We start from the raw sequence: 26,287 nt of genomic DNA on the forward strand, positions 1-26,287 counted from the left end.
GATGCAATTGAGTCATCGAAAAAACAGGAGATCGGAAATGAATCGCACGGAAATGATCGAATCGCTGCGGCAAATGCCGGGGTTTTGGGATATCGTCATCATCGGTGGCGGCGCAACGGGATTGGGCGTAGCAGTGGAATCCGCATCGCGCGGCTACCGGACGCTGCTGCTGGAGCAGCACGATTTTGCCAAAGGCACCTCCAGCCGCAGCACAAAGCTGATTCACGGCGGCGTGCGCTATTTGCGGCAGGGCAACATTTCGCTGGTGCTGGAAGCGCTGCACGAACGCGGATTGCTGGCGGAAAACGCCCCGCATCTGGTGCGGCACCAATCGTTTATCGTGCCAAATTACGAATGGTGGGAAGGACCGTTTTACGGCATCGGGCTGAAAATGTATGACATGCTCGCCGGAAAACTTGGGCTGCGTCCCTCCAAAATCCTCTCCCGCAGCGAAACGCTTAAACGCATTCCCACACTGGAGCCGGAAGGCTTACGCGGCGGCGTCATTTATTACGACGGACAATTTGACGACGCGCGGCTGGCGGTCAATCTGGCGCAAACGGTTGTCGATCTGGGCGGAACGCCGCTCAATTACATGCAAGTTACCGGGCTGCAAAAATCCAACAACATGACCAGCGGCGTGACCGCGATGGACATGGAAACCGGCGAAAATTTCGAAATTGCCGCGCGGGTGGTGGTGAACGCAACCGGCGTTTTTACCGATGCGATCCGCAACATGGACGAGCCGGATGCCACCCCGATCATCCAGCCGAGTCAGGGCGTGCATCTGGTGCTGGACGCCGAATTTTTGCCGGGAAATGCCGCGGTTATGGTGCCGGAAACCGACGACGGTCGCGTGCTGTTCGCGGTGCCGTGGCACGGAAAAGTGGTCGTGGGAACGACGGATACACCGATTGAATCGCCATCGCTGGAGCCGCGCGCGCTGGATAGCGAAATCGAATTTATCCTGAAACACGCCGCGCGATACCTCACCAAAGATCCCACCCGCGACGACGTGCTCAGCGTGTTCGCCGGATTGCGTCCGCTGGTGAAAATGGAGGACGAGAAAAACACGGCGGCGCTGTCGCGCGATCACACCATTCTGGTGTCGTCATCCGGGCTGTTGACCATCACCGGCGGGAAGTGGACAACTTATCGCAAAATGGGCGAAGATACCGTTGCGCAAGCCGCGATGATTGCCGGACTGCCGCATCGCCCCACCCGAACCGCGAATTTGCGCATCCACGGCTGGCTCAAAAATGTGGACGACAGCGATCCGCTGCACTTTTACGGCTCGGACGCGCTGTCCATTCAACGAATGATCAAAGAAAGCCCCGAACTCGGCAAACCGCTGCACCCGAATTTACCCTATTGTCCGGCGGAAGTGCGCTGGTCCGTACAAAAAGAAATGGCACGAACCGTGGAAGATGTGCTCGCCCGCAGAACCCGCGCGCTGCTGCTCGATGCCCGCGCTGCCATCGAAATGGCACCAACTGTCGCCAAAATTATGGCGGACGAATTGAAAAAAAATGCGCAGTGGGAGCAGCAACAAACCCATGATTTTATTGAACTTGCGAAAGGCTACCTGCCATCGTGAAAACTGTTGGCAGATCGCCGCACATCAGCGGTGCCACAGCATCTGCAAGTGTCAGGCGATTTAACTTGCTGATTTTCTGAAAATAGACTTTTATGCAAACCATGTTTTCACATCAATTGTGGCAGGTATTTTGCTTTTTTCCAAAATTTTTTGCCACGCTTATTTTCATGATTATCAACATCTTAGATAAACGATCGGCGACTGGCAGCAGATTTGCCGATATCCACCGTTTGGTTTCGAAAATTAAAAATGACTGCCGGAAGGTTAAATAGATTTATGTTCACCGCGAAAAATATCAAACTGATTGTTGCCATTGCGATTCCCATTTTATCCTTTTTCTGCCGGCAACGGCAATTCCCATCGATAATTTGAGCATCATCGAGCAGCGGGTTATCGCCCTGTTTGTGATGGCAACCCTGTTCTGGATTCTCGAACCGATTCCCGTTTTTGCCACTTCCGTGCTGATCATCGCGCTGGAATTATTCATGATGTCCGATAAAGTTTTCTGCTGTTCCAGAACACCGCCGGACTGGAAAATTTTGGCAAAGCGATCAGCTATAAAGCGATAATGGCAACATTCGCCTCGCCGATTATCCTGCTGTTTTTGGGTGGATTTTTTCTGGCGATGGCCGCCACCAAATACCGGCTGGATGTGAACCTCGCCCGGTGCTGCTCAAACCGTTCGGCACAAATCCCCGATGGGTGCTGCTCGGGTTAATGGTGATAACTGCCGTATTTTCGATGTTTATGAGCAACACCGCCACCACCGCGATGATGTTGGCGCTGCTCACGCCCATCCTCGCTTCGCTGGATGATGGCGACGCGGGCAAAGCCGCATTTGTGCTGGGCATTCCGTTTGCGGCAAATATCGGCGGGATCGGAACGCCCATCGGCACGCCGCCAAATGCGGTTGCACTAAAATATCTCACCGGAAAATTTGCCATCGGTTTCGGCGAGTGGATGAGCTTTGCCGTGCCGTTTGTAATCGTGATGCTCATTTTCGCATGGCGATTGCTGCTCTTTTTGTTTCCGCCCCAATCACCAAAACTGGAACTGACCATCAAAAGCAAATTTCTTAAAAACTGGAAAGCCGTCACGGTTTACGCAACTTTTGTGATCACCATTTTGCTGTGGTTGCTGGACGGATTTCACGGGATGAATTCATACGTCGTCGCGATGATTCCGGTGGCGGTGTTCAGCGCATCGGGCATCATCACCAAAGAAGATCTGAAGCTGATCAGTTGGGATGTGCTCTGGCTGGTTTCCGGCGGTATCGCGCTGGGTATGGCAATGGAGGAAACCGGTTTGGCAAAAAACCTCATCGAAAACATCCCGTTCGATACTTTCCCGGCGATTGCTATCGTGCTGTCCACCACGCTCATCGCGCTGCTGATGGCAACGTTCATGTCGCATACGGCGACATCCAACCTGATTTTGCCGATCGTTTCAGCGCTGGGCGTGAATCTCGCCAGCCTCGAATTGTTTGGCGGCGGAAAAATGTTGATTCTGTCGGTCACTTTCGCCTGTTCGCTGGCAATGGCGCTGGCAATTTCCACACCGCCAAATGCGATGGCGCAGGCTACCGGACTCGTTCGCAGCGACCAGTTGATGAAAAGCGGGTTGACCATCAGCATCGTCGGGCTATTGGGTGTTTACCTGCTGATGTTTATATTGAAACAGATTGCATTTTTTTAATGGTGTGAGTATACGATTTGTTGATAAACAGTGGCTTCGACTGGCTCAGCCGCCACAAAAGGAAATTTATCCTTTATCACTTATCCTTTGAAAAATTGAAATGAAAGATTTCTACCAACATTTGAACCTGAACGTGCTGATCAGCGCCTATTTTTCCGATCCCGAACAGCGGATTAATCTGGAAAAAGGCGACTATCTGATGCGCGAAGGTGACTACAACGACCGGCTGTTTCTGGTGTTGAAAGGTTCGCTTTCCGGTTATTTTAACGATCCGGACGGTCATTCGCGATTTTATTTCCGGCTGCAAAGCGGCATGTTTGCCGGTGTCTACAGCTTTTTTTCGCAGACATTTCGCAGCAGCACAACCATCATTGCGGATGAACCGGCGGAAGTGGCATTTATCGATCGTTCCCAAAAACCGGTGCGGCTGGATAAAAAAGAGAGCATCTGCGAACAATTTATGCCGGTAGTGGCGGCGGATTTGGCGCATCGCCAGCAGTTGGCGCAACACATTTCATTCGAAAAACAGCAAACGCTCAAAAAACTGATCGAAACCGAAAAACTGGCGTCGCTCGGACAAATGGCTGCGGGCATTTCTCACGAATTGAATAACGCCGTTGCCGTGCTGCAGCGCGGCTCGCAATGGCTCAGCGAAAATCTGGCTGTGCTGATTCAAAATGAGCAGCAGAAACAATTTTTTGATGCCGGCAACCAACACGGGCGCCATCTTTCTACCCGGGATGTTCGCCAGCGGAAGCGCGAATTGCAGCAGCGATTCGGCATTTCCGACGACGCTGCGGAGCACTTTGCCGAAACCGGCGTTCCCGATGACCTGTTGCCTAAAAACCCAAAGAAATGGAGCGCGATGCGGCAATGTTGCATCACTGCTGGGAAATTGGTGCATCGCTGTGCGGGATGCGTTCGGCGGCCAATCACGCCACATATGTATCGCGATCGGTGAAAACACTCGGCGCACCGCACTCTTATCGCCGCAATGACGAAGATGTTAACGAAAGCATTCGCGAAGGGCTGGCGCTGATGTATAGCCCGCTTCGTAAAATCAATGTGATCAACGATTTAAAAGAGCTGCCGCTGATCACGGCGAATCGCGGAGAACTGGTGCAGATCTGGATCAACCTGATCAAAAATGCCTGCGACAGCCTGTTCAGCGATCCTACGCCGAACCCGCGCATCGCCATCCGCAGCAGTTTTTCGGACAACAACATTTGTGTGGAAGTCGAGGACAACGGACCGGGAATTCCGGAAGATATCCGGGCAAATATTTTCCAGCCCAATTTTACCACCAAAGTGGAAGGGTTGTCTTTCGGGCTCGGTTTGGGGCTGACAATTGTGCAACGGCTGGTGGATAGTTACAGCGGAAAAATTTCGGTAACGAGCAAGCCGGGAAAAACCGTTTTCAAAATTTTGCTGCCGGTTCCGGAATCAAATTTTTGACAGGATAATCCCGAAGGCAGTCCTTCGGAGCAGGATAGACAGGATTTTTGATTTCATCAACGCGCATCCGCAACAAACGCGACGGAAACCGGCGTTGAAATTATCGTATTACAGAGGTCAATCAATGGAAAAACCGGAAATCATTTGCGTAGACGACGAACGTGAAGTGCTGGCTGCGCTCAAACGCGATCTCGCCGGATTTAAGGATTACTGCAATTTGACGTATTGCGAATCCGCCGAAGAAGCGCAGGAAGTGCTGGAAGATCTGGATGCCGAAGGCAGACCGGTCGCGCTGATCGTTTGCGACCACATTATGCCGGGCAAAAACGGGGTGGATTTTTTGATCGAACTGAACAAAGATTCGCGCTTTGCCCGAACCAAAAAGCTGCTGCTCACCGGACTGGCAACCCAGCAGGATACCATTCAAGCCATCAATCAGGCGCAGCTCGATCGCTACATCGAAAAACCGTGGGCTGCGGAATCGCTGATTCAGGTGATGAAAGTGCTGTTGACGGAATTTGTGGTTGGCGCGGGAATGGATTACAGCGACGCGATGGAGATTCTCGATCAGCCGACGCTTTACAAATTTTTGCGCCGCCAAACCTGACCGTTGCATCCTGAGCGGCGTTGGAAATGCGTATCGAAAGGTGCAAAAACACTTCTTCCCAAAAAGAAAAACGGGAAACCGCCGCCGCCTGTATTGTGCGATTTCCCGCCTTTAGAGATATGAGTTCTATTTTATTGCTGCCCAAAACCGGACAGTGCATCTTTTTTTAAGAAAACGGGAAACCGCCGCCGCCTGTAAATTTGCAGTTTCCCGCATCAGAGATATGAGTTCTATATTGTCGCAGAGATTCCGTTTTCTGCAGGTTGTGTTGATTGTGTTCAACGTTCAACCTGAGATAAATATAGCGGAAAAAAGTGCGGTTTTCCATGCCCCAAAAGGGGGATTTTTCAATCGGGAAGCTGCTATTTTTTTGTTTTTGAACTGACCCCGCCAATTGCGCCACAGATTCAAGCACCATTTCCGGCGAAATTTCCCGCATGCAGCGAAAGTGCCCTTTGGGGCAGGTGGCTTTGCCGATATGACTGCACGGCCGGCAATTCAGCCCGCTATTTTCCACAATTGCGGCGTTTGGGTTGATCGGAAAAAATCCCAGCTCGCGGGTGGTGGAGCCGAAAATGGCGATTTGCGGCACAGCGAAAGCGGCGGCGGCGTGCATCAATCCGGAATCGTTGCTGATGAACAACGGCGTTTGGCTGATCGCGCCGAATGTTTCGGTCAGCGATAATTCCCCGGCGATGTTTTCTGTGCAATCTGCACCTGCAGCCAAAATTTCCGCGCAAATGTCCCGCTCATCCGGTCCGCCAACCAGCAGCGTTCGCCAGCCGAAATCGGCGTGCAACCGGCGAATCAGCGCGGCGTAATTTTCCGGCAGCCAGCGTTTGGTGAAATGCCGGGCGCCCGGCGCCATCAGCACGTGAATGCCGTTTTCCCGCCAGTTTTGCCAGCGCGTATCCGTTGCTTTGCGGATCTCCGGTGAGAGATGCAGTTCGGTTTTTGTGTCGCGAATGTCCGTGCCGAGCGGCGCTGCGGCGCGCAAATATTTCTCCGCGACAGATGGCACATTGCCGTAAATTTTCGTATACCAGTTGATCTTGTAATTCACCAGCAAATGCCGCAACACTTTGTTTTTTCTCATCTTGAGAACTAACTTCGCACCGCTGAACAGCCGCAGCCAGAAGCTGCGCAAATTGCCCTGCAAATCGAGAATCACATCGTATCCCGTCGCGCGGATGCGCAGTTTTTCCAGCGAAAGCGCGCCCTTTTTCCGAACGTCAATTTCGATGAGATTGGAAATATGCGGATTTGCCCGCAGCACGTCCGCAAATTCCCGGCGAATCAAAAAGTCGATTTGCGCATCGGGAAATGTTTCGCGGAGCTGGCGGATCACCGGCGTTGTCAAAATCACGTCGCCGATGGAGCTCATGCGGATAATCAGTATTTTTCGGGGTTCTGGCATTTGGTGAATTGAAAATGGGCGGACAATTTGCCCGCCCAAAGTTGGTTTGTCGTAAATTTATCCGGCTGTTTCCGGCGTCATATCGATCGAATATTTTTTGACCAGGTCGCGGGCGATCACCAGTCGCAGCACTTCGGAGGTGCTTCGCCGATGGTGCCGAGTTTGGCATCGCGGTAATATTTTTCCACTGGATATTCCTTAATGTATCCGTAACCGCCAAACACCTGAATGGCTTCGTTGGCAACGCGAACCGCCACTTCGCTGGCGTACAGCTTGCCCATCGCAGATTCCAGGCTAACGTTTTTGCCGTTGTCTTTCATCGATGCGGCACGCATGATCAGCAATCGCGCGGCGTCAACTTCCACTGCCATATCGGCCAGTTTCATTTTGATGGCCTGGAACTGGTGGATTTTTTTGCCGAACGCCGAGCGTTCCTGCGCATAGCGAACCGCGTGCTCGAACGCGCCACGGGCAATGCCCACGCACATCGCGCCGATGCTGATGCGCCGCCGTCGAGAATTTTCAGCGAATCGAAATAGCCGTGTCCCTCTTTGCCGAGGCGATTGGCAACCGGCACGCGGCAGTCTTCCAGAAACAATTCTGCGGTGTCGCTGGCGCGCATGCCGAGCTTGTCCATCGGCGCACCAACGGTGAATCCGGGTGTGCCATCGTCAATCACAAACGCGCTGATGCCTGCCTTCCCGCCCTCGGGATCGGTTTTGGCCATCACCACATGCGCTTTGGAATAATTGGGATTGGTGATAAAGGTTTTCGAACCGTTCAGCACGTAAAAATCACCGTCCCGACGCGCAACGGTTTTCAGCCCGAATGCGTCGCTGCCGCCGCTCGGTTCGGTGAGCGCCCACGATGCCAGCGATTCGCCGGAGGTGAGCATCGGCATGTATTTGCGGCGCTGCTCTTCCGATCCGTTGGTGAAAATATGGTTGCTGCCCAGCGAATTGTGCGCCGCAACGGATAGCGCAATCGACGGGTCAACCGCGGCAATTTCCTCAATAATCAGCGCGTATTCGATGTAACCCATTCCCGAACCGCCGTATTGTTCGGGATAAAAAACGCCCAGCAAACCGAGTTCACCCATTTCTTTCATCAAATGTTTGGGGAACGTTTTGCTGTTATCGAATTCCATCACATGCGGCGCGATGCGCTCCTGCGCAAATGCCCGCACCATATTCCTGATGGAAATTTGGTCGTCTGTCAATTCAAAATTCATCATGAAACGGGATCTCCTGTCATTGAATTTTCACAACTGTCGCGAAACGAATCAAAATATAATAGACAATCTCGCAGCACAACGCTTTATTAAAAATCACAGCCATCGAAAGCAACGGTTTTTATGATCGATAGCGAGCCCGCAGCGCATGAGCGCAAAGAATTTTTGTAACGATCCAGCCGCGGATAAACACGGATGAATCGTATGTTTATCAATCATTTACAGAATTTGTGTTCCGCAATCATTTTTGACAACCCGTATGCATTTGGGCAAACAATCGGTTTTCGAAGCTTCTGTTTGTATTATAGTGAATCATAATCCGCGTTTATCTGCGAAAATCTGCGGCTGAAATAGTTACTTCTCATTTGAATTTCGCCGGGTTATCGATATATTCTTTGCTGAATACAACAATAGATGATGAAGTAAACGAGGCAATTTCATGGCAAAATCCCGCAAAAAAACGGCGCAGCAATCCAAAAGCAACAGCGCCGAAATTCTGCAAGGCAAATCCCCGAGCACTCTTTCGGAAACGCTGAATGAGAACCGCACCGCGCTCATTTTTTTCGGCGTGGTATTTTTGGCGATCATCATTTTATACAAACCGATCGTTTTCGACGGGCTGGATTCCAGCGGCAGCGACGTAATTTCAAACATCGGCAACACCAAAGCCGCCAAAGATTTTGAGAAACAGCTCGGCGAACGCTCACTCTGGAATCCGAATATGTTTTCCGGGATGCCGTATTACCACCGCCACAACGCTGCAAGCTGGTCGATCGATACGATTATCAACAAAATTGATCCGCTGCTGGACTGGCGAATCTGGTATCTCTGGCTCGGCGCGATCGGCATGTTTTTGCTGATGCGATATTTGGGACTGAGCGCCATTTCCGGGATGATGGCCGCGTTTGCGTTCATCCTGTTGCCGCATTCGCATGCGCTGATTGTGGTCGGGCATTTTTCCAAATTGCGGGCGCTGGTGTGGATGCCGTATATCATGATCACTTTTTTGATGCTGCTGCGCCGGCGCGATCTGCTGAGCATGCTGCTGTTTGCCGCCGCATTTGCGCTGCAACTGCGCACCCAGCACTACCAGATTGTGTTTTACACAATGCTGCTGATGGCTTTCATCGGGTTTTGGCCGTATCTGAAACTGCTCATCGACAAAAAAACCGGCGATTTTCTCAAATTTAACGGATTGTTCATCGGCGCGATTGCGCTGGTGGTGCTCATTGTGGCGCAACCACTGTTTGTCACAGGCGATTACACGCCGTATTCCACCCGTGGCGGCAACGCAGTCAACATTTTTGAAGATATTTCCCAACAAGATAAAAAAGGCGTGGGCTTCGATTACGCCACCAACTGGTCGTACACGCTGGCGGAATTCTGGAATCTGGTGATTCCCAAATTCCACGGCGGCACATCGGACGAAGGTATTCGCGTGCCGCAGCTCAACAATCAGCAAATTCCGGCGTATTGGGGCGATCTGCCGTTTACGCAATCGTATGAATACATGGGCGTTTTGGTGGCGCTGCTGGCGCTGCTCGGCATCATTTTTTGCTGGAAAGATACGCTGGTTCGCAGCATCTCGCTCCTCACGTTGATGGCGCTGCTGCTCTCGCTCGGTAAACATTTTGCGCCGCTTTACAAATTATTTTTCTATTACTTGCCCTATTTCGACAAATTTCGCGTTCCCATGATGATCCTCACGCTGGTGTCTTTCAACGCGATTGTGCTGGCGGGATACGGTTTGAATTATCTGTTGACAACCGATTGGGACGCCGCAAAAACCAAAAATTTCTACCTGATTTTGGGGATTTGCGTTGTTGATGGCTTCGCCGCTGCTGTTTGGCGGCAGCCTGTCGCTGAGCAGCGCGAACGAATTTGCCCAGTACGCCCAGCGTTTCGGCGAGCAGCAGACGCAGCAATTGATTGATATTTTCCGCGAAGCCCGGCTGGAAGTGCTCCGCGAATCGACGATGCGCACCCTTTTCATCGTGTTGCTCGGCGGTGCCTGCATGTGGATGATGGTTCGCAACAGCGGAAAAAATGCCGTTTGGGGGCTGGCGCTGGTACTGCTCGTCACGGTGGATTTGGGCTGGATTTCCATCAACTATCTTGACGGTAAATTTGTCGATCTCAAACGCGAAGAACAGCAGCGTTACGGAATGAACGCGATTGATCGCCTCATTTTGCAGGATAAATCGATGTTCCGGGTAGTGCCGCCGCTGCGAGTGCTCGCCAGCGATTCGCGCTGGCAATATTACCACCAGTCGATTGGCGGCTATTCGCCGGCAAAACCGCAGGTCGCGCAGGATATCATCACCAACAATTTAATTGATCGAACCAATCCGCAACTGCCGCTCAATTTGCGGGTGATCAGCATGCTCAATGCCAAATACATCATTTCTCAACAGCAATATAATTCGCCGGAGCTTACTTTTGTCGGCGCGGATCAGCAGCAAAATTTATTCCTTTACCGCAACAACGATGTGTTGCCGCGCGCCTTTTTTGTGGACAGCACCACCGTTATCAGCGACGGGGTGGAGCGCCTCAGATTCATGAACACGGCTGCGTTCGATCCGGCAACACTGGCGATCTTGGAAGCACCGCTGGATCAGCCAATTTCAGCACCGGACAGCAGTTCTGCCAGCGTCAAATTTTTCTCGCCAAACAAAGTAGAATTTGATGTTTACACGGATAAAACCGCGCTGCTGGTGGTCTCCGAAGTGTATTATCCGAAAGGATGGAAAGCCACGCTGGAAACCGGCGAAGAATTGCAGATTCACAAAACCAACCACATTTTGCGCTCGGTGGTGATACCCGCAGGCAACCACACGCTAACGATGACCTTTGAGCCGTCCACCTATTACACGAGCATCACCTATTCGTGGATTGGCTGGATAGTTGTGTATCTCGGCCTGGCGTTTTTCGGATTTCAATATTATCAACATCGCCAAAAACCGGAAGAAACAACTGCATAGAACATCCTGTTTTTACTGAAATTGCAAACGCCCGGGCAATCGCTGTCCGGGCGTTTTTTTTGCCATCGGTTTTACGGTAACTGCACCAATTTTGGAAAGTCTTGCAATTGTGAAAGATAGCCGTTATACTATTTTAAGGACGTTGGTAAACAGACCAATATCCTGAAATTTTCCACTTTTCACCAACCCCAAAAGGAGGACGCTCATGTCTGTCGCAAAAGTATCGGAAATTATTTGCAGCTCGGATAAAAGCTTTGAAGATGCCATCAAAACTGGTGTCAAACGCGCATCGAAAACGCTGAAAAATATCCGTGGTGCATGGGTAAAGGATCAGCAACTGGTTATCGATAACGGCAAAGTTACCGAATACCGCGTCACGCTGAAAGTGACGTTTGTGCTGAACGATTGATCGTTTTTGCATATTTGAATAAAAAAAGCTGCCGTAATTTTGGCAGCTTTTTGTTTTTGTGGATAAATTTCGGTGATTTTCGCAGATGCAGGAATAACAAATTAGTTTTCAGATTCAGACAATTCCTTCACTTTTTGCAGCGCTTTTTCCCAGGTTGTTTTGAACCAGTCGATATACGATTCCTCAATTCCCTGTTCGATAAACAGGGTGGAAATCCCGTTTTTTGATTCCAGACGATAGGTTTCCGTTGTGCCTGCCCATTTTTCGACAGTTTCACCTTCAAACACTTCTTCGCCATTTTTTAGCACGCCGTAATGCTCAAGAACAATGATTTTTCCCGGATTGTGTCGGACAACTTTGCTGATCATTCCACCGCCCTCCGGCGTTTTGAACAGCGCTTTGCTGCCTTCTTTCCAGTCGGTTTCCGCATACGATCCGGGATGAAACACCGATGTCCACACGCGATACGTTTTGTCCGCCAGCAGCACATCCCAGATTTTTTCCGGCGTTGCCGCGATATCTATCGACCACTTAAGCATCCATTTTTTCACGACTTACTCCTTTGGAATTGCAGATTGATCCATATACATCACTTCCCATTGGTGCCCGTCCAGATCTGCGAAACTGTGCTGATACATCCACCCGTGATCCTGCGCAGGCATGTAAGTGGTGCCGCCGCCGGCGACTGCGTTATTCACTATTTCGTCTACCTCTTCCCGACTGGCGCAATCCAACGCAATCAACACTTCAGTGCTTTTCGTCGCATCGCAGATTTCTTTTTTGGTAAACTGGCTGAATTTCGGCTTGGTCAGCAGCATCGCAAAAATATTATCCGCGATAATCATGCAGGTTGCCGTTTCATCCGTAAATTTCGGGTTGAAAGTGAACCCGAGTTTGGTAAAAAATTCAATCGATTTATTTAAATCCTGTACTGGCAAATTCACAAAAATCTGGGTCGCCATCTTACCTCCTGAATGTTTAAAATGTTCGAATAATTGTAAAATCCGGTTGATCAACCAACCGGATAAAATATAATTCAGCATTTACTGTTTTGCGTTGTGCAAAAACGACAATCTACAGGGTTGATTACGACAGAAAATCTGGTTAGATTTTTACACTCGATATCCGGTTTTCAATTTTATTGAAACGTTAATCCGAAAGGTTTATTCGATGAAGCATATATCAATCCTGGTTCCGAACGGGCATTTCAGCATGGTCAATCTGGAAGGCAGCCACCAGATTTTCAATCTGGTCAACGAAATTCTCGTTGAAATGGGCCGGAAACCGCTATTCGATATAAAATTGGTCGGGATGGAAAAAAGCGTCACCCAAACCAACGGGCTGTTCAGCATCAATCCCGATTTGCTGCTCAGCGAGGTGCCGCGAACGGATCTGATCATTATTCCCGCCATTCACGGGGAATATGCGCAGGTGTTGCAGCAAAACAGCGGATTTATCCCGTGGATTGTTGAACAATACAACGGCGGCGCAGAAGTGGTCAGCTTATGTGTGAGCGCATTTTTTCTCGCGTCCACCGGATTACTGGATGGCAAACAATGCTCAACTCACTGGCGCTATGCCAATGAATTCCGTCAGTTGTTCCCCAAAGCCATTTTGCGGACGATGACCGGATTCTCACCGAAGCAGACGGCATTTACACCAGCGGCGGGGCGTATTCGTTCACCAATTTGCTGATATATCTGGTCGAGAAATTTGCCGGTCGCGATGTTGCAGTGGTTGCTGCAAAATCGTTTATGATTGATATCGACCGAAACAGCCAATCGCCGTTCATTATGTTCAACGGGCAGAAAAAGCACAAAGATGAAGCCGTGCTGCAAGCGCAACGGCTCATCGAGCAAAATTTTCAGGATAAATTTTCAGTAGATGAACTTTCCGAACGGTTTGGCGTGGGTCGCCGGACATTTGAGCGACGCTTCAAAAAAGCGACAGCAAATACGGTGGTCGAATACATTCAGCGGGTGAAGGTGGAAGCCGCCAAAAAGCAGTTGGAAAAAGGGCGGAAAACCATCAACGAAGTGATGTTTAATGTGGGTTACAACGACACAAAAGCGTTCCGCGAAGTGTTCAAAAAAGTTACCGGGATGTCGCCGGTGGATTACCGGAACAAATACAACACGGAACTGCGGAATTGATTTCCTGATGTCGGTTAATTTATTCCACCGACATCGTTTCATCTGTAATTTTGAAATCGAAATTGAATTGCAGCCGCTCTTCGCCAAACCGCACCCGAACGATGTTGGTTTGCGCCTCCTGAATGTCCGTCAGCAAGCTATTATGAATATTCAACTTGCGAACGCTGCTATTTGTCGCAATTTCCCAATTGGATTCGGTGATATCGTTGTCATATCGCCGGTTACGGAATTGCAGATCGCACGGCTCGCCATCCATTTTCAATGAAAAGTGCTGTTGCACGTATGCGTTCAGCAGGCTATCGCTGGCGGGTGATTCGTTGGGAGAATCCAGTTTTGGCGATGCGCCGGACAGCGATTTCAACGCTGTATCCAGATCATCCGTAAACATGCGGATGCGCACGGTAACGCGCTGTTCTTCCGGCAAAAAACGAATGGTGCAAATGCTCACGTAAATTTCGTGAGCATTTGCCGTTGCAAAAAAACATATCCCATCCGGTCAGTAAAACCATCCGCAACAAATTTTTCATCACATCCCGTATTGGTCAATCAAATAAATCAGTGCGGCAATTGACGCTGTGCCCAACTCCAGTTCGCGACGATTCACGCTGTCGAACGTATCGTTTGCGGAGTGGTGCACATCGAACATGCGCTGGCTGTCCGGCATAAATCCAATCATCGGCGAGCCGTCCGCTTTGTGCAGCGGACCGATATCCACGCCGCCACCGCCTTTGTTGAAAAACGAGATGGTTTCGCGGGGGAAAAGCGGCAACCAGTTGCGCATTTTTTCCAATGAAGAATCTTCTGCGGTTACACCAAAACCGCGCGGACTGAAGCCGCCGGCGTCGCTTTCGATCAAAACGATGTGATTTTCACCGTTTTGGACAGCCAGTTCCGCATATTTTTTGCCGCCGCGCGTGCCGTTTTCTTCGTTCATAAACATCACCGCACGGAGTGTATGGCGCGGTTTGTAACCGATTTTCTGCAACGTTCGCAGCGCGATAATGGAATGCATGCATCCGGCGCCGTCGTCGTGCGCGCCGTGCCCGACATCCCAGCTATCGAGGTGTCCGCCAACGAGGATAATTTCATCGGGATTTTCGCTGCCTTTCAGCTCGCCAATAACGTTGTGCGACGGAGCATCTTCAAACCATTTGCTGTTGATTTTCAAAAATAATTTGAGCGCAGGATTGTTTTTCAACGCATCGGTGAGTTTATCTGCGGATTGAAAACCGAGTGCCGCTGCGGGAATTTTGGGCAGCGAATCCGCATAAATCAATGTTCCGGTATGCGGTTGATCATCAAATGATGATGTAACGGAACGAATAACAATGCCCAGCGCGCCGAATTCTGCCGCACGACTGGCACCGCGTGCCCGCTGATCTACCGCTCCGCCGTATCCGGCGCCGGTGCGGATCACCCGCTGATCGAACGCACGGTTATAAAACACAATTTTTCCGGCAATTTTTTCGCGACCCAGTTCGGCAACTTCGTCCAGCGATTGCACTTCCACCACTTCCGCCAGAATACCGTCATCCGCTGTGGGAACCGATCCGCCGATCGCCAGCACGTTCAAATCAACGCGATTGCCAGATTTCGGGACAATTTGCGCGATCTCTTTTGCACCGCGTTCCCAGTGCGGCACCATCACGCTTTGCAAAAAAACGTTGTCGAACGGAAAACTTTCCATCACCTGCCGTGTCCACTGCACTGCTTTTGCGGCGTTTTCGGAGCCACTCAACCGTGGTCCGATAGTGTTGCACAAATAATCCAGCAATTGGTAGGTTTCGCCACTTTGCAGGGCTTCATCAAAAATGGCTTTCACCATTTTTTCATCCTTGTTTTCTTCTGTTTCCATTTGGGCAAAACCGGTAGCGGGCAATCCCCAAATCAGCAAACAGCACAAACTCAGGATTTTTAGACAACGATTCATCGTGCGTCCTCTTTTCTTGTGAGTGATCTTTTTTTCGCGATATTCGCATGTCTGTTGCAATCAACAGCATAAAATTTGCGCAAAGCATTCGCGTTTCGCGTTTCATTGCTCGATTTCCAAAACAGTCCTTATTCTAACTGTTTTCCGCAAATTTTGCAAAAAATAAATCGTCTATTTGAAAAAGAGGTTGGCGATGGTAAACAGCAGCGATTTTGGATGATACCTATTTACTATCATGAAATCTGCTAATAATCCGGAACAACTCTTTCGTATCGATCGGTTTGGAAATGTATTCATCCATTCCGGCTTGCATGCATTTTTCGCGATCGCCCTGCATGGCGTTTGCCGTTAGTGCGATAATTGGCACATGTGTGCCGGAATTCAGCTCCCGCTGGCGGATTTCGCGGGTGGCGGTCAGACCATCCATCCGGGGCATTTGCATGTCCATCAACACAATATCAAACCGAACAGATTCGTGAGCGGCGATGCCTTCCAAACCGTCGTTGGCAACGGTAATTTCGTATCCTTTTTTCTCGAGCAGCCGCCGGATTAATTTTTGGTTTACCGGGTTATCTTCGACAATCAAAACACGACGACCGTCACCGTTAACATTTTCGTCCTCTGCTTCGTTTTTGATATCACAACGGCGCAGTAACTTTCTGTTTTCGTTGACTTTAGGCTGCTCATACAAAAACAGCAGCAACTCGGTAATCCGCACCGCGGAAATCGGTTTTTGATAAACACCAGCCGGTCCGACAACGATTCCAGCAATTCCTGATTTCGCCCGTGATGGTGATATTGCATGACAATCACCGGTAAATTGGCGCTGATTATTTTCTGAATAAAATGGCTGCGGCTTCCTGCTCATTTTGGATGAGATCGGAATCGAGAATGATGGCCGGTATAGCCATCGAAATTTCCGGAAACCAGTGTTCGCTAACGGAATGAATATCAGAAAATGTCCACACTCTCCGGCAAATACCAGAAAGCGATTTCTCATAATAGCGGGCTGTCGATGCGGATTTTGTGATCACCACAACGGAAACATTTCCCAGTTTGTCCAATGGCAATTTCAGGAAATTTGCCGGTGTCGGCGTATCCAGTTTTACTGTAAACCAGAATTCCGACCCTTTGCCCACTTCGCTGTTAACACCAATTTCGCCGCCCATCAGAAACGCCAGTTCGCGGGAGATGCTCAACCCCAAACCGGTGCCGCCGTAAATGCGCGTGATGGAGCCGTCCGCCTGCGAAAAGCTCTGGAATATCAAATCTTTTTTTTCCGGCGGAATACCGACGCCGGTATCTTTTATCGAAAATCGAATGGTGGCGGGGCCGTTTTCCGGGCGATCGAGCAGCTCGGCACGAAGGCGAATTTCACCATTCGAGGTAAATTTTGCGGCATTGCTCAACAAATTGAGCATTATCTGGCGAATTCTGGTGGGATCACCAAGGTAGGCGCCATACAATCCCGGATCGATCTCCAATACAAAATCGAGCTTTTTTTGCTGAATTTGCAGCGCAATTATCGCAGCCGTTTGTTCCGTCAGTTCGCCGGTACAGAAGGGTAGTTGTTCGAGGGTCAATTTTCCGGCCTCTATTTTTGAAAAATCCAGAATATCGTTTACCAGGTTCAACAACGATTTCGCGCTGGAGAAAATCGTTTCTGCATAATCGTGCTGTTCCGGCGTTAAGTTTGTTTTCAGCAAAAGTTCGTTCATCCCCAAAACGCCGTTTATCGGCGTGCGAATTTCGTGGCTCATATTTGCCAAAAATTCACTTTTCATCAGGGTAGATTCTTCCGCCATTTTGCGGGCTTTGTTCAACGCATCCACGGTTTCTTGCAGGCGCGTTTTTTGGGTTTCCAGCTCCCGGGTACGCTCCTTTACTTTGTAACGGAGCAACATTCCCCAAAACGATACGATCAGCAAACAACCAACGATTCCCAACACCAGATAATATTTGATATCGCTGGATAACCCGCTGATTTCAATATCTTTCGGCGACCGGGGATAAATCTGGTAATTGCCGTCGTACGGTTCGGTGCGATCGTATTGCCCCAAAATGCCGGTTACAGCTATTAGATCGCCGGGTTCAAAACGGGTGAATTCCAGATCGTCCTGCTGCGTTTTTTGGCGAAATGCCAATATCACTTCCCGGCTTTGCAAATGGAGCATCAGATATTCGCCGGTTTCGATTTTTTCATATTTGAGCAGGCGGGCTTCAAATTGAACCAGTTGGCCTTCGAATGATTCCATATTTGCGAGGGTTAACTCAACCTCAACGGGATCGGGCGGTTTTGAATCACCGCGATACTGGATAATCTGCTCTGCATCAATATGGGCTAAGCCATTGTTTTGACCGATTTTACCAGCGACGAGTACACTGTCGCCAACTTGCAAATTTCGACTGATGGTTTTGGAAATCACCTGAATGCCTGCGGTGCCATCCTGAATAAAAATTCGCAATTCGCTCGGGTGAAACACACCTGCCGCCACAGTAACACGACCGGAAATGGTTACTTTTTGACCGATTTTATCCGGTAAACCATCGAAATTTTTATCGATCCGGGCTTGCTCAATCGTCATTTTTATCGGCAGCCCGGACGCCGGGTTCATCACAGACGGTTTTGAGCCCCCCCAAACACTGAGAAAAATGAGAATGATTAATATTCGATAATACTTATTTTCACCCATGAATCGCCCAAATTCCCTTTGAAACATAGCTTTTCCGCTACACTATTTTCGACGGAACCATTGCATACTTTACGCCCTATATTTTTAATACTATTTTAGCAGGGCTAGATTGTTAGCAACCTATATTTCGCAATAATGAAACTTACCCCGTTTCAATTTATTACTTCCAACAACAAAACTCAAACCCATATTAATCAACAGCTTAACAGCAAATAAAATCGACCGCTCATCACCAGATTTGAGCCGCTACCGACAGATATTTTTTTATAGAAATTGTGGTTGGTGTGATATAAAAAAGTGAATCGCAAAATAACCGGAGTATGCTAAATTATCGCTGAATCAGCCATTTTATTAGCGGAAAGTTCAACTTTACAACATCATTTTGGACAAAAAATTTCAGCAAGTCTGCGGCGCGTCCAATCACGTTACTGTGCAGCACTTCCTCCAAAAAATTGACCAGTTTATCTGTCAGCGCCATGCTTTTCTCGAAATTTTGGCTGTCATCGGAAAGCCAGAATTTCAACAGATGAATGTATTCTTTCGCCAAAACATCATACATTTGGGCATTGAGCAAAAAAGAGCGCTGCAGATCGGGAATTTGCGGATCGCTTTCCAAAATTTCGCCAATGACATCGGCAACTTCGCGATGAAACGCCGTCCCGGTATTTTGGAAAACCATTTCCCCGAACGTTTCGTCCACAAATTCGCGCTGTTCCTGTAGCAGATCGAACATCATGTAAATAAAATTGCCCAGCTTTTCAGCCAAACTCATGCTGTGGTAAGCTTCAATTTGCAGCGACATTTCCCGGCAGCGCTGCACGCACAGCGGGTAAAATTGTCCGAGCACCTGATTTTTGCTGTTGAATTGCTGATAAAATTCACCCTGTTTGATTTTCGCCTTCTGGCAAAGCTGTTTCAGCGTAAAGTTGCCGCCAGTGGTGATGTGCAAATCGATTGCCGCATCAATGATCTGCTGACGAATTTCCAGGTTTTCCCGCATGCTATATCCTTTATTTACAACTACCGATGATTGTTTGTTGATATTTGCGATATTCACAAATTAGTTCAGCTTATTAAATTGTGAAAAGCGTGTCAAGGAAGTTATTTTTTTCGCTCGAAAGCAACCATTTAATCACCGAAAATTACCGCCGGAACGTAACACAATTTTCTACCGTACCGGGAAACACGCTTCCCAACTGTGGAAAAACGTTTCCTCACATCATCATTTTTGAACAAAAGAGTAAGCATTTAAACTATTATAAATAATCGACATAGTATGTTTTTGTGATCAAGTTTATTTGCAATGGTACCTTTTTTGTAAATTTTGTTCGCAAGGAAGAGGTATTGAGTCGGCGAAGTTTTTTTTCGCCGTTGCCGCAGAGACACATCTAAGCCGCCTGGGCTTTGCTGAGCTCCATTTCAAAAAAGTAGCTTTAACGTACCTGATTGCCAACAAAACTGGAGATTTGTTGGTTGACAGGCAAAACAGGCCAATTTATGATGCAGCGCTACTTGAACGACTCGGGCTTTCAGCGAGGTTCGTGGCAATACCGGGAAAAAATTCTGCTTTCCGGCGTGCTGATGAGTCTTCTGTTGCTGAACAGCCGTTACATCCATCACGGACATGCGTCCGCAACGCTAAAACCGGTCACCATTTTTGTCTGGCTGATTGTCGCTACCGGATTTGCTTTGCTGATGTTTCCTGTCGTTATCTGGCTATGCCAACGGTTTCCGCTGGCGCAGGCACCGGTGAAACACGGGCTGGTCCATTTGGGAATAACCATCGGTGTTGCGATTGCACACCTATTTGTTTTTCGTGATGTTACGTGGCTGATCTGCTCGTATTGCCCTGATGCATTTCCAAATGTTTATGCTGCTATCGGAAGCTTTTTTTCAAACCAGATGTTGCCGGCATTGTGTATTTATCCAACGATGCTTGGCAGCCATTACGCAGTGCTGTTTTGGCACAGCTCCCGCGAACGCGATCGCCAAACCCGGCGGTTGCAGGATGCTCTGCAACGGGCAGAATTGCGCTCGTTGAATGCCCAGATCAACCCGCATTTTTTGTTCAATGCGTTGCAGATGATCAGCGCGCTGGTGCACAACGACGCCAACCGTGCAGATCAGGCGATTGTTCAGCTCAGCAATTTGCTGCGGCTTACCCTTCGCCAAACGGATGTGGAAGTGATCGCGCTGGAACAGGAGCTTGCGATGCTGAAATTGTATCTGGACATCATGCAAACTCGTTTTGAGAACACGCTGCAAATTACATTTGACATCGAACCCAAAACGCTGAACGCAGAAGTGCCTTATTTGCTGATGCAGCCATTGGTCGAAAACGCGATTGAATACGGCGCAAATCCGGTTGACGATAGCCGGAACATACGCATCAGCGCAGCTATTTCCGGCAGAAAATTACAGTTGGATATCGCCGATAACGGCAGAGGCTTTTCGTTGGAAGAAGCAAACTGGCAAGATGCCGGCGTTGGTATCTCCAATACTATCAAACGGTTAGAGCAATTATACGGCACCCGTCACCAATTCCGGATTTCTGACGGGATAGCTGGCGGCGCCAATGTAACAATTTTGATTCCTTTTCGTATTCATAAAGATGCCGCCGCAGTAAACCCTTCAAAGGAGTGAAAAAATGAAGTACATTCGAACGTTAATCGTCGATGATGAACCGCTGGCACGCGAAAAACTGCGCCATTTACTGGACGCAGAAAACGATGTGCAAGTGGTCGCCGAATGCGATAATGGCGAAAAAGCGCTCGCAATGGTTCGCGTAACCGCACCGGAAATCGTATTTCTGGATATTAATTTGCCCGGAATGATGGGCACGGAAATCGCGGATACACTCAACCAGCTCGTCAAACCGCCGGCGGTGGTTTTTGTTTCGGCACACAATCAATTTGCGATGAAAGCCTTCGAACTGAACGTGCTCGATTACCTGCTGAAGCCGTTTGATCCGGCGCGACTCAAAAAAGCCATTCAAAAATACCGCGATTTACACCAGACAGAAACGCCGGAAGCGCTGGATTCGCACCTGCAAAGCCTGCTTTCCCAGCTCACTCGTCGCCCGCGATACATGGAGCGCGTGCTCATCCGCAGCGGCGATGATATTTTGATCATGAAAACAGATGATATCGATTGGATTGAAGCGGCGGGAAACTACGTCTATCTGCACACCGGCAAAAAATCGCGTTTGCTACGCGAAACGATGAACAATTTGCAGGAAAAACTCGATCCGGATAAATTTATCCGCATCCATCGCTCCTGCATCGTGAATATCGAGCGGATTCGCAAAATGCAGCCGTCATCGCATGGGGAATTGATCATCGTGATGAGCGACAACACCGAGCTGACCCTCACACGAACATACCGGGACAACCTCATCGGGCGATTCGAAATCCCGGCTTAGCAGCTACTAAGCATCAACTTTGTAATCGACTTGCGGGGCTTCCTGCAGTGCCACCAAACCGCTGTCGATGTGATGATTCAGCGTGCTGACCACTTCATCTTTCGCGGAAAAATAGAGGATTTGCCAACCTTGTTTGGAAATTTCCACCAGCATATCCAATTGCTGCCGCAACCGTTTGGAATCGGATTTGAGAAACGGGTCATCGAGAATAAAAAAGCCCTTTTCCGATTGTAGCAACCGTTCGCCAAGCGCGATCCGCACGGCAAAATAAAGCTGGTCATACGCACCGCTTGATAGCCACGAGGGCAGCAATTTTTTGCCGTCGCTGCGCTGAATGCGAATGCCACTTTCATCTGCATCGTAATGCACAACCGGATAAAGCGCATCGGTTATTTCGCTGTAAATATTAGAGATACGACTACCTTCTCCAAACAATTCGCGAATTTTTTCGCGCTCTTCCCGTTCGATTTCTTCAAAAATATTGATGGATGTCCGCACGTTGTGCTGACGCATTTCCGTATCGCTAATGAACTGTTTGAGCATGTGATCCAGCTGCTTCAGATCGCTGAGTGTACGGCTGGGAAAGCGGTCTTCTTCCGGCAATACAACCTCGTACGCCCGACGTTCGATATCACCGAGGCGGGTGCGAAATTCATGCAATTGCTGCTGCAACATCTGAATTTCCGACAGCAAATCATCCCGTTCATCGGTTGCCTGTGCCAGCGTTTTTTCCTCGAATGCAATGTTCGCTGCTTCGGATTGGTAGCTTCGCAAATCGTAAACCGATGATTCCCACTGCTGCAATTGCTCCGTCAAATCGCCGGATGCCGGACCAAAAAAGCTGGTGAGAACCGTGACAGACTCGTTGATTTTTTGCTCCACCCGCTGGCGCTCTTTCAGCTTGCGCTGGTATTCCGCCGGCGTGTCCATTTTGCTGGATTGATGAATTTTTTTGATGCTGTTTTGCGCTTCGGAAATACGTGCCTGTAATCCTTCGATGCGCTCATCGCGCAAATTTGCGTAGGTTTTCTCTAGAAACTGAACGCGGCTCTCTGCTTCATTAATTTGCTTTTGTTGTCGCTGATAGGTTTCTTCCAGCCGCAAAATCTGCTCCTGTATCTGCGATAGATTCTCGCCAGGAAGGTTGATTTCTTCAGCCATCAGCAAGGCATCCGACACCCGTAACTGATGTTCGCCGGTGGGGCTGATAAACCGGAAATAGTAAAAAAGCGACATCAAAAAAGTGCCGGTTGCAGACGATGCCGCCGCAACCAAAATGCCCGTATTTCCCGGCTGCCACATCACTCCCGCCAGCGAAATTAGCGCCACCAGTAAAAACACGGCTATCGCCGTAGTGAAGAACGGTTTGCTCGCCATAAACTTGGCGTTGTCTTTACGGTATTCGTTCATTTGCTGCATGAGCGGGCGGAGCCGGTTATCTACCGCAAACTTCCGTTGGCGAACCACCTCAAACGTATTGCGTTGTTCGAGTAATTTGCGCTGCTCTTCCGCAAGCTCATTTTCGATGGACTGGCTTTGCCGGATGCTGGCGTTCAATTCGGCTTCTTTTTCGCGAACCACATTTTCCATCTGCTGCCATTGCAGATAAATTTCGTCGTTAAGTTCTGGAAAAACATTGAGTTGTTGCTGGAGATTGTAAATCAGGTCGAGATGACGCCGCCCGTTTTCATAGCGCTCCCGCTGGCGGGCTTTGCCCAATCCGCTGATGCGCTCTTCGGCGCTTCGCAGCCGTTGCTGGATTTCCACCAGATTTTCTTCCACAATATCGTAGCCATCGGACGCAGCTTCGTGATAGAGCAATTCGCACTCATCCACCAATTCCCGCGCTGCCAGCAATCGCTTTTTGAGATAGTGGCTTTCGCGAGTATTCACCACTTCCATCGTTGGCGTAAAATCACCGATTTCCCGCAATTTGTCGATCACTTTTTGCACCGATCCGGTTCGCAAACCGGTCAGGCGTTCGGAAATGGCGTCGTAAAATTCGCTTTCGCGGGAGATCGTCAAATCGCTGTTGCGAATGATGAACAGGTTGCGATATTCCTCCGCAGTAACGTTCATGATGCTGGAAATATCACCGGCTTCCGGCAGCATAAACGTTTCGCCGGACTGATTTTCAAGTTGCAAATACCCTTCCGGCCGGTGCGAAACCCGGTCGATGCCCGGGAAAATTTTTGCGCGTTTGCCGAGCAGGAAATTGACCATCGCTTCGAGAGTGAGGGTTTTTCCGTCTTCGTTATTGCCATAAAAAAGGTTGAAGTTTTCCAGTTTGACCACGCCGCTTTCGCCCAACGGGCCATAGCGATGGACTCGGAACTCCTTTATTCTCATTCGTTTATCTCCATCATTGCCTTCACGGTAACATCCAGAATGCGCTGCTTTTCCGCGTCATCCAAATCTCTGGCATCCAGCCGTTCCCGGAATCTTTTGAACAGATCGTTCTCCAGCACTTCGTGCACATCGCGAAATTCAATGCTGGCGATATCGCCTTTTTCGCTGACCAGCCGCAACAACGCCTCGCGCAGTTCCGTTTCGCTCATCGCCAATTTTTTGCTGTTGATAAATCCGTTGATGTGCAGCAGCATTCCGGCGTGTTCCGGCAAATTAACCATCCGTTCGGTGATCGTTTGCAGCGGCGTTTTCTCCGCAAACGGATCCAGCGAAATTCGCAAAATGTGATAATAAAAACTATTGAGCAATCGCGGCTGCGGCACTTCGCCAATGGTAAATAAATTCACTTTGCGGATGCCCGTTTCCCGGCGGGTAACCGAAACCGGTGACCCGGAATACACAAAGTATTGATTTTCCTGAATTTCGTGCACCGAAAAATTGCTATGAAAATGTCCCGCGAGTACGTATTGCCACGGCAATCGCTGAAAATAGCTGAGCTTTACGGGCAAATACCGTTGCCGCCCTTCCTCGCCATATTCCGCCCATCCGCCAATCATATCATACAATTCGCCGTGGAATAAAAGCACGTGGGTTGCGTCAGGTTCGGCGCGTTCCGCAGCCATTGTCAAAAATGGCAGGATTTCTTCTTCACCCATTTCTTCGTAGGGAAATCCCCAAAAGCATACGCCGTCGATGGTTTCCGGCATCAGCAAATCACGCAATATGGTCACGTTATCACCAAAATAGGTGCCATCCGGATAAGCGTTGGCATCGTGATTTCCCGGGATGATCAGCACGTTCCCGCCAAATCGTTCGAAAACTTCGCGGATTTTTGGGCGTAATGTTTGCCCGTCGGCATCGCTATCGAACAGATCGCCGCTGATGGCCAGCACACGAACATTTTCTGATTGCGCCAGTTCAACAACCCGTTCCAGTGCCTGCCATCGCACATCGGTAATGCTGCGTAAATGCAAATCTGCTGTGTGTAAAATTTTCATAAATTTGCGTTTTGCTTCCGTTTCGGATCCGGTTTTGTGGTAATATCACTACAAAATAACGGAAATTTTGTCTTTTATGCAAGATATGAATTTTGGTGAGTTGGGAATGTGACGCAAGTGACGCCATTTTTTTCTGGCTGTTTGAAAATTACGTATGTTAGGTTTACTTTGCACCGGCGAATGATGATTTAAAAATTGAAGATGAAATCGTAATAATACCGCCCTTCGGCTTTGCTCGGGGAGTAAACGTTAGGTCGCCGGGCTCGCCGATGCGTATTCTTAAACTTTTATCCTTTATCCTTTATCCTTTATAAATGATAACATCAGAGAAAACAAGTCGTTACCAATTCCCGCCGGGAACGCAAACCTGGCGAATAAACAAAGAAATCGCACTGCTGCTCGGCGGCGGGCGCGCGCTGCTGATGCAAATTGCCCACCCGATGGTCGCACAGGGTGTTGCTGATCACAGCGATTTTCGAGAACGACCGCTAGACCGACTGTTTCGCACATTGTTCAGCATTATCCAGATTGTATTTGCGGAGCGCGAAGTTGCCCAACAAGTTGCCGCCCGCGTTCGCACTGTTCACCGCAGCGTTACCGGCGAAATGGGCGAAACGGTTGGTTCGTTCGAACAAAAGCGGCGGTATTTTGCAGAAAATCCGGTGCTGCTGATGTGGGTTTTTGCCACGCTGGTGGATACTTCGATTGTCATTTACGAGCTGCTGTTTCAACCGTTGAGCGATGCGGAAAAAGAGCAGTTTTACCGGGAAAGCTGCATTTGGGGCGGTTGGTTGGGCGTTTCGGCAGATGTGCTGCCGCCGGATTATCCGGCATTTTGCAGCTATCTGCAAAGCATGGCAGACACCGGACAACTGGCAGTTGGCGTTGCGGGGCGCGAGATTTGCGAAAGTATTTTTCGTCCGAATATTCGTTGGATTCCCAATATTGCGCTGGCGCCGGTGAAATTTTTGACGATCGGGATGCTGCCAAAATCATTACGCCCCGCATTCGGTTTCGATTGGTCTGATCGGCAGGAAAAACGCTTCCGCCGGATTATTTCCATTTTTCGTTGGTTGTTGCGATTCACGCCGGAACGGATGCGGTCATTGCCGATGGCCTGGAAAATTCGCCGGGAAACCCGTTGAAATCACGCTCTTCAAACGATGTTACCAGGGTAGGTTATTGCGCAATTGAAACATCGTGAAAAACAAACCGATTTTTTATCAAAGTTCAATATTGTGTAATTTAAACCTTTTGATGGAAAACCAAGTTCAACTACATTTATCTCAAA

20 protein-coding genes and 3 pseudogenes are annotated in these 26,287 nt (G+C 49.2%); 12 read left to right on the forward strand and 11 right to left on the reverse strand.

Annotation, left to right across the window (positions count from 1 at the left end):
- The first annotated feature begins 37 nt into the window (after nucleotides 1-37).
- The 5 genes and pseudogenes from H6629_07290 (at nucleotide 38) to H6629_07310 (ending at nucleotide 5,354) form a co-directional block, all read left to right on the forward strand.
- A complete protein-coding gene (locus tag H6629_07290) occupies nucleotides 38-1,597 on the forward strand; it encodes a glycerol-3-phosphate dehydrogenase/oxidase (protein ID MCB9067599.1) in 1,560 nt (519 codons plus the stop codon).
- Nucleotides 1,598-1,873: 276 nt separating this feature from the next.
- Nucleotides 1,874-3,292: pseudogene (locus tag H6629_07295) on the forward strand (SLC13/DASS family transporter).
- A gap of 100 nt (nucleotides 3,293-3,392) precedes the next feature.
- On the forward strand, nucleotides 3,393-4,253 hold the full coding sequence (locus H6629_07300) for a cyclic nucleotide-binding domain-containing protein (protein MCB9067600.1): 861 nt from the start codon (nucleotides 3,393-3,395) through the stop codon (nucleotides 4,251-4,253).
- On the forward strand, nucleotides 4,250-4,747 hold the full coding sequence (locus tag H6629_07305; protein ID MCB9067601.1) for a HAMP domain-containing histidine kinase: 498 nt from the start codon (nucleotides 4,250-4,252) through the stop codon (nucleotides 4,745-4,747). The genes H6629_07300 and H6629_07305 overlap by 4 nt, the downstream gene beginning before the upstream one ends.
- A 124-nt stretch (nucleotides 4,748-4,871) precedes the next feature.
- The gene (locus H6629_07310; protein MCB9067602.1) at nucleotides 4,872-5,354 is read left to right on the forward strand and encodes a response regulator; all 483 of its coding nucleotides are present in this window, start codon (nucleotides 4,872-4,874) and stop codon (nucleotides 5,352-5,354) included.
- Nucleotides 5,355-5,520: 166 nt separating this feature from the next.
- Here H6629_07310 and waaF read toward each other — a convergent pair whose 3' ends face one another.
- On the reverse strand, nucleotides 5,521-6,771 hold the full coding sequence (gene waaF, locus H6629_07315) for a lipopolysaccharide heptosyltransferase II (protein MCB9067603.1): 1,251 nt from the start codon (nucleotides 6,769-6,771) through the stop codon (nucleotides 5,521-5,523).
- A gap of 57 nt (nucleotides 6,772-6,828) precedes the next feature.
- Nucleotides 6,829-8,002, reverse strand: a pseudogene (locus H6629_07320) (acyl-CoA dehydrogenase family protein).
- A 439-nt stretch (nucleotides 8,003-8,441) separates the two neighbouring features.
- Between H6629_07320 and H6629_07325 the strand changes: the two are divergent.
- The 3 genes from H6629_07325 (at nucleotide 8,442) to H6629_07335 (ending at nucleotide 11,392) form a co-directional block, all read left to right on the forward strand.
- Complete coding sequence (locus H6629_07325; GenBank protein ID MCB9067604.1) at nucleotides 8,442-9,935, forward strand: hypothetical protein; 1,494 nt, start codon at nucleotides 8,442-8,444, stop codon at nucleotides 9,933-9,935.
- Nucleotides 9,829-10,983 carry a hypothetical protein gene (locus H6629_07330; protein MCB9067605.1) on the forward strand — a complete coding sequence of 385 codons (1,155 nt, stop codon included), beginning with the start codon at nucleotides 9,829-9,831 and terminating at the stop codon, nucleotides 10,981-10,983. Before H6629_07325 ends, H6629_07330 begins: the two co-directional genes overlap by 107 nt.
- A 205-nt stretch (nucleotides 10,984-11,188) precedes the next feature.
- Nucleotides 11,189-11,392 carry a dodecin domain-containing protein gene (locus H6629_07335; protein MCB9067606.1) on the forward strand — a complete coding sequence of 68 codons (204 nt, stop codon included), beginning with the start codon at nucleotides 11,189-11,191 and terminating at the stop codon, nucleotides 11,390-11,392.
- A gap of 101 nt (nucleotides 11,393-11,493) precedes the next feature.
- Here H6629_07335 and H6629_07340 read toward each other — a convergent pair whose 3' ends face one another.
- Nucleotides 11,494-11,943, reverse strand: coding sequence for an SRPBCC domain-containing protein (locus H6629_07340; GenBank protein ID MCB9067607.1), 450 nt, complete (start codon nucleotides 11,941-11,943; stop codon nucleotides 11,494-11,496).
- 3 nt (nucleotides 11,944-11,946) lie between these two features.
- Nucleotides 11,947-12,354: a VOC family protein gene (locus H6629_07345; protein MCB9067608.1), complete on the reverse strand. Its 408-nt coding sequence runs from the start codon at nucleotides 12,352-12,354 to the stop codon at nucleotides 11,947-11,949.
- A 208-nt stretch (nucleotides 12,355-12,562) separates the two neighbouring features.
- Between H6629_07345 and H6629_07350 the strand changes: the two are divergent.
- A pseudogene (locus H6629_07350) lies at nucleotides 12,563-13,545 on the forward strand (helix-turn-helix domain-containing protein).
- 19 nt (nucleotides 13,546-13,564) lie between these two features.
- Here the strand turns inward: H6629_07350 and H6629_07355 are convergent.
- The 5 genes from H6629_07355 to H6629_07375 form a co-directional block, all read right to left on the reverse strand.
- Nucleotides 13,565-13,993, reverse strand: a complete 429-nt coding sequence (locus H6629_07355; protein MCB9067609.1) for a hypothetical protein — start codon at nucleotides 13,991-13,993, stop codon at nucleotides 13,565-13,567.
- Between the two features lie 78 nt (nucleotides 13,994-14,071).
- Nucleotides 14,072-15,475, reverse strand: a complete 1,404-nt coding sequence (locus tag H6629_07360; protein MCB9067610.1) for a M20/M25/M40 family metallo-hydrolase — start codon at nucleotides 15,473-15,475, stop codon at nucleotides 14,072-14,074.
- 223 nt (nucleotides 15,476-15,698) lie between these two features.
- On the reverse strand, nucleotides 15,699-16,343 hold the full coding sequence (locus H6629_07365; protein ID MCB9067611.1) for a response regulator: 645 nt from the start codon (nucleotides 16,341-16,343) through the stop codon (nucleotides 15,699-15,701).
- Nucleotides 16,306-18,090 carry a hypothetical protein gene (locus H6629_07370; protein MCB9067612.1) on the reverse strand — a complete coding sequence of 595 codons (1,785 nt, stop codon included), beginning with the start codon at nucleotides 18,088-18,090 and terminating at the stop codon, nucleotides 16,306-16,308. Before H6629_07370 ends, H6629_07365 begins: the two co-directional genes overlap by 38 nt.
- Before the next feature lie 406 nt (nucleotides 18,091-18,496).
- On the reverse strand, nucleotides 18,497-19,168 hold the full coding sequence (locus H6629_07375; protein MCB9067613.1) for a TetR family transcriptional regulator: 672 nt from the start codon (nucleotides 19,166-19,168) through the stop codon (nucleotides 18,497-18,499).
- A 497-nt stretch (nucleotides 19,169-19,665) separates the two neighbouring features.
- On the opposite strand from H6629_07375, the gene H6629_07380 reads away from it, so the two are divergent.
- Together H6629_07380 and H6629_07385 are read left to right on the forward strand one after the other, a co-directional pair.
- Nucleotides 19,666-20,811 carry a histidine kinase gene (locus H6629_07380; GenBank protein MCB9067614.1) on the forward strand — a complete coding sequence of 382 codons (1,146 nt, stop codon included), beginning with the start codon at nucleotides 19,666-19,668 and terminating at the stop codon, nucleotides 20,809-20,811.
- A 4-nt stretch (nucleotides 20,812-20,815) separates the two neighbouring features.
- Entirely contained in the window at nucleotides 20,816-21,589 is a 774-nt protein-coding gene (locus tag H6629_07385; protein ID MCB9067615.1) for a response regulator transcription factor, read from the forward strand.
- A gap of 6 nt (nucleotides 21,590-21,595) precedes the next feature.
- Here the strand turns inward: H6629_07385 and H6629_07390 are convergent, their stop codons facing one another.
- The gene (locus H6629_07390) at nucleotides 21,596-23,938 is read right to left on the reverse strand and encodes an AAA family ATPase (GenBank protein MCB9067616.1); all 2,343 of its coding nucleotides are present in this window, start codon (nucleotides 23,936-23,938) and stop codon (nucleotides 21,596-21,598) included.
- Nucleotides 23,935-24,996, reverse strand: a complete 1,062-nt coding sequence (locus H6629_07395; GenBank protein ID MCB9067617.1) for a metallophosphoesterase — start codon at nucleotides 24,994-24,996, stop codon at nucleotides 23,935-23,937. The genes H6629_07390 and H6629_07395 overlap by 4 nt, the downstream gene beginning before the upstream one ends.
- A 314-nt stretch (nucleotides 24,997-25,310) precedes the next feature.
- Here H6629_07395 and H6629_07400 point away from each other — a divergent pair, with 314 nt between their 5' ends.
- Nucleotides 25,311-26,141 (forward strand): DUF2236 domain-containing protein, encoded by an 831-nt coding sequence (locus H6629_07400; protein MCB9067618.1) that lies wholly within the window; start codon nucleotides 25,311-25,313, stop codon nucleotides 26,139-26,141.
- The last annotated feature ends 146 nt before the right edge of the window (nucleotides 26,142-26,287 follow it).

The sequence above is a fragment of the Calditrichia bacterium genome (assembly GCA_020634975.1).
Classification (GTDB): Bacteria; Calditrichota; Calditrichia; order RBG-13-44-9; family J075; genus JACKAQ01.

Bases quoted from the DNA above. Each gene is read 5' to 3' on its own strand.
- H6629_07365 (MCB9067611.1), bottom strand. From the start codon at position 16,343: ATGAGCAGGAAGCCGCAGCCATTTTATTCAGAAAATAATCAGCGCCAA.
- H6629_07385 (MCB9067615.1), top strand. From the start codon at position 20,816: ATGAAGTACATTCGAACGTTAATCGTCGATGATGAACCGCTGGCACGC.
- H6629_07375 (MCB9067613.1), bottom strand. From the start codon at position 19,168: ATGCGGGAAAACCTGGAAATTCGTCAGCAGATCATTGATGCGGCAATC.
- H6629_07380 (MCB9067614.1), top strand. From the start codon at position 19,666: ATGATGCAGCGCTACTTGAACGACTCGGGCTTTCAGCGAGGTTCGTGG.
- H6629_07360 (MCB9067610.1), bottom strand. From the start codon at position 15,475: ATGAATCGTTGTCTAAAAATCCTGAGTTTGTGCTGTTTGCTGATTTGG.
- H6629_07290 (MCB9067599.1), top strand. From the start codon at position 38: ATGAATCGCACGGAAATGATCGAATCGCTGCGGCAAATGCCGGGGTTT.
- H6629_07395 (MCB9067617.1), bottom strand. From the start codon at position 24,996: ATGAAAATTTTACACACAGCAGATTTGCATTTACGCAGCATTACCGAT.
- H6629_07335 (MCB9067606.1), top strand. From the start codon at position 11,189: ATGTCTGTCGCAAAAGTATCGGAAATTATTTGCAGCTCGGATAAAAGC.
- H6629_07325 (MCB9067604.1), top strand. From the start codon at position 8,442: ATGGCAAAATCCCGCAAAAAAACGGCGCAGCAATCCAAAAGCAACAGC.
- H6629_07300 (MCB9067600.1), top strand. From the start codon at position 3,393: ATGAAAGATTTCTACCAACATTTGAACCTGAACGTGCTGATCAGCGCC.
- H6629_07330 (MCB9067605.1), top strand. From the start codon at position 9,829: ATGGCTTCGCCGCTGCTGTTTGGCGGCAGCCTGTCGCTGAGCAGCGCG.
- H6629_07400 (MCB9067618.1), top strand. From the start codon at position 25,311: ATGATAACATCAGAGAAAACAAGTCGTTACCAATTCCCGCCGGGAACG.
- H6629_07370 (MCB9067612.1), bottom strand. From the start codon at position 18,090: ATGAACCCGGCGTCCGGGCTGCCGATAAAAATGACGATTGAGCAAGCC.
- H6629_07345 (MCB9067608.1), bottom strand. From the start codon at position 12,354: ATGGCGACCCAGATTTTTGTGAATTTGCCAGTACAGGATTTAAATAAA.
- H6629_07310 (MCB9067602.1), top strand. From the start codon at position 4,872: ATGGAAAAACCGGAAATCATTTGCGTAGACGACGAACGTGAAGTGCTG.
- H6629_07390 (MCB9067616.1), bottom strand. From the start codon at position 23,938: ATGAGAATAAAGGAGTTCCGAGTCCATCGCTATGGCCCGTTGGGCGAA.
- waaF (MCB9067603.1), bottom strand. From the start codon at position 6,771: ATGCCAGAACCCCGAAAAATACTGATTATCCGCATGAGCTCCATCGGC.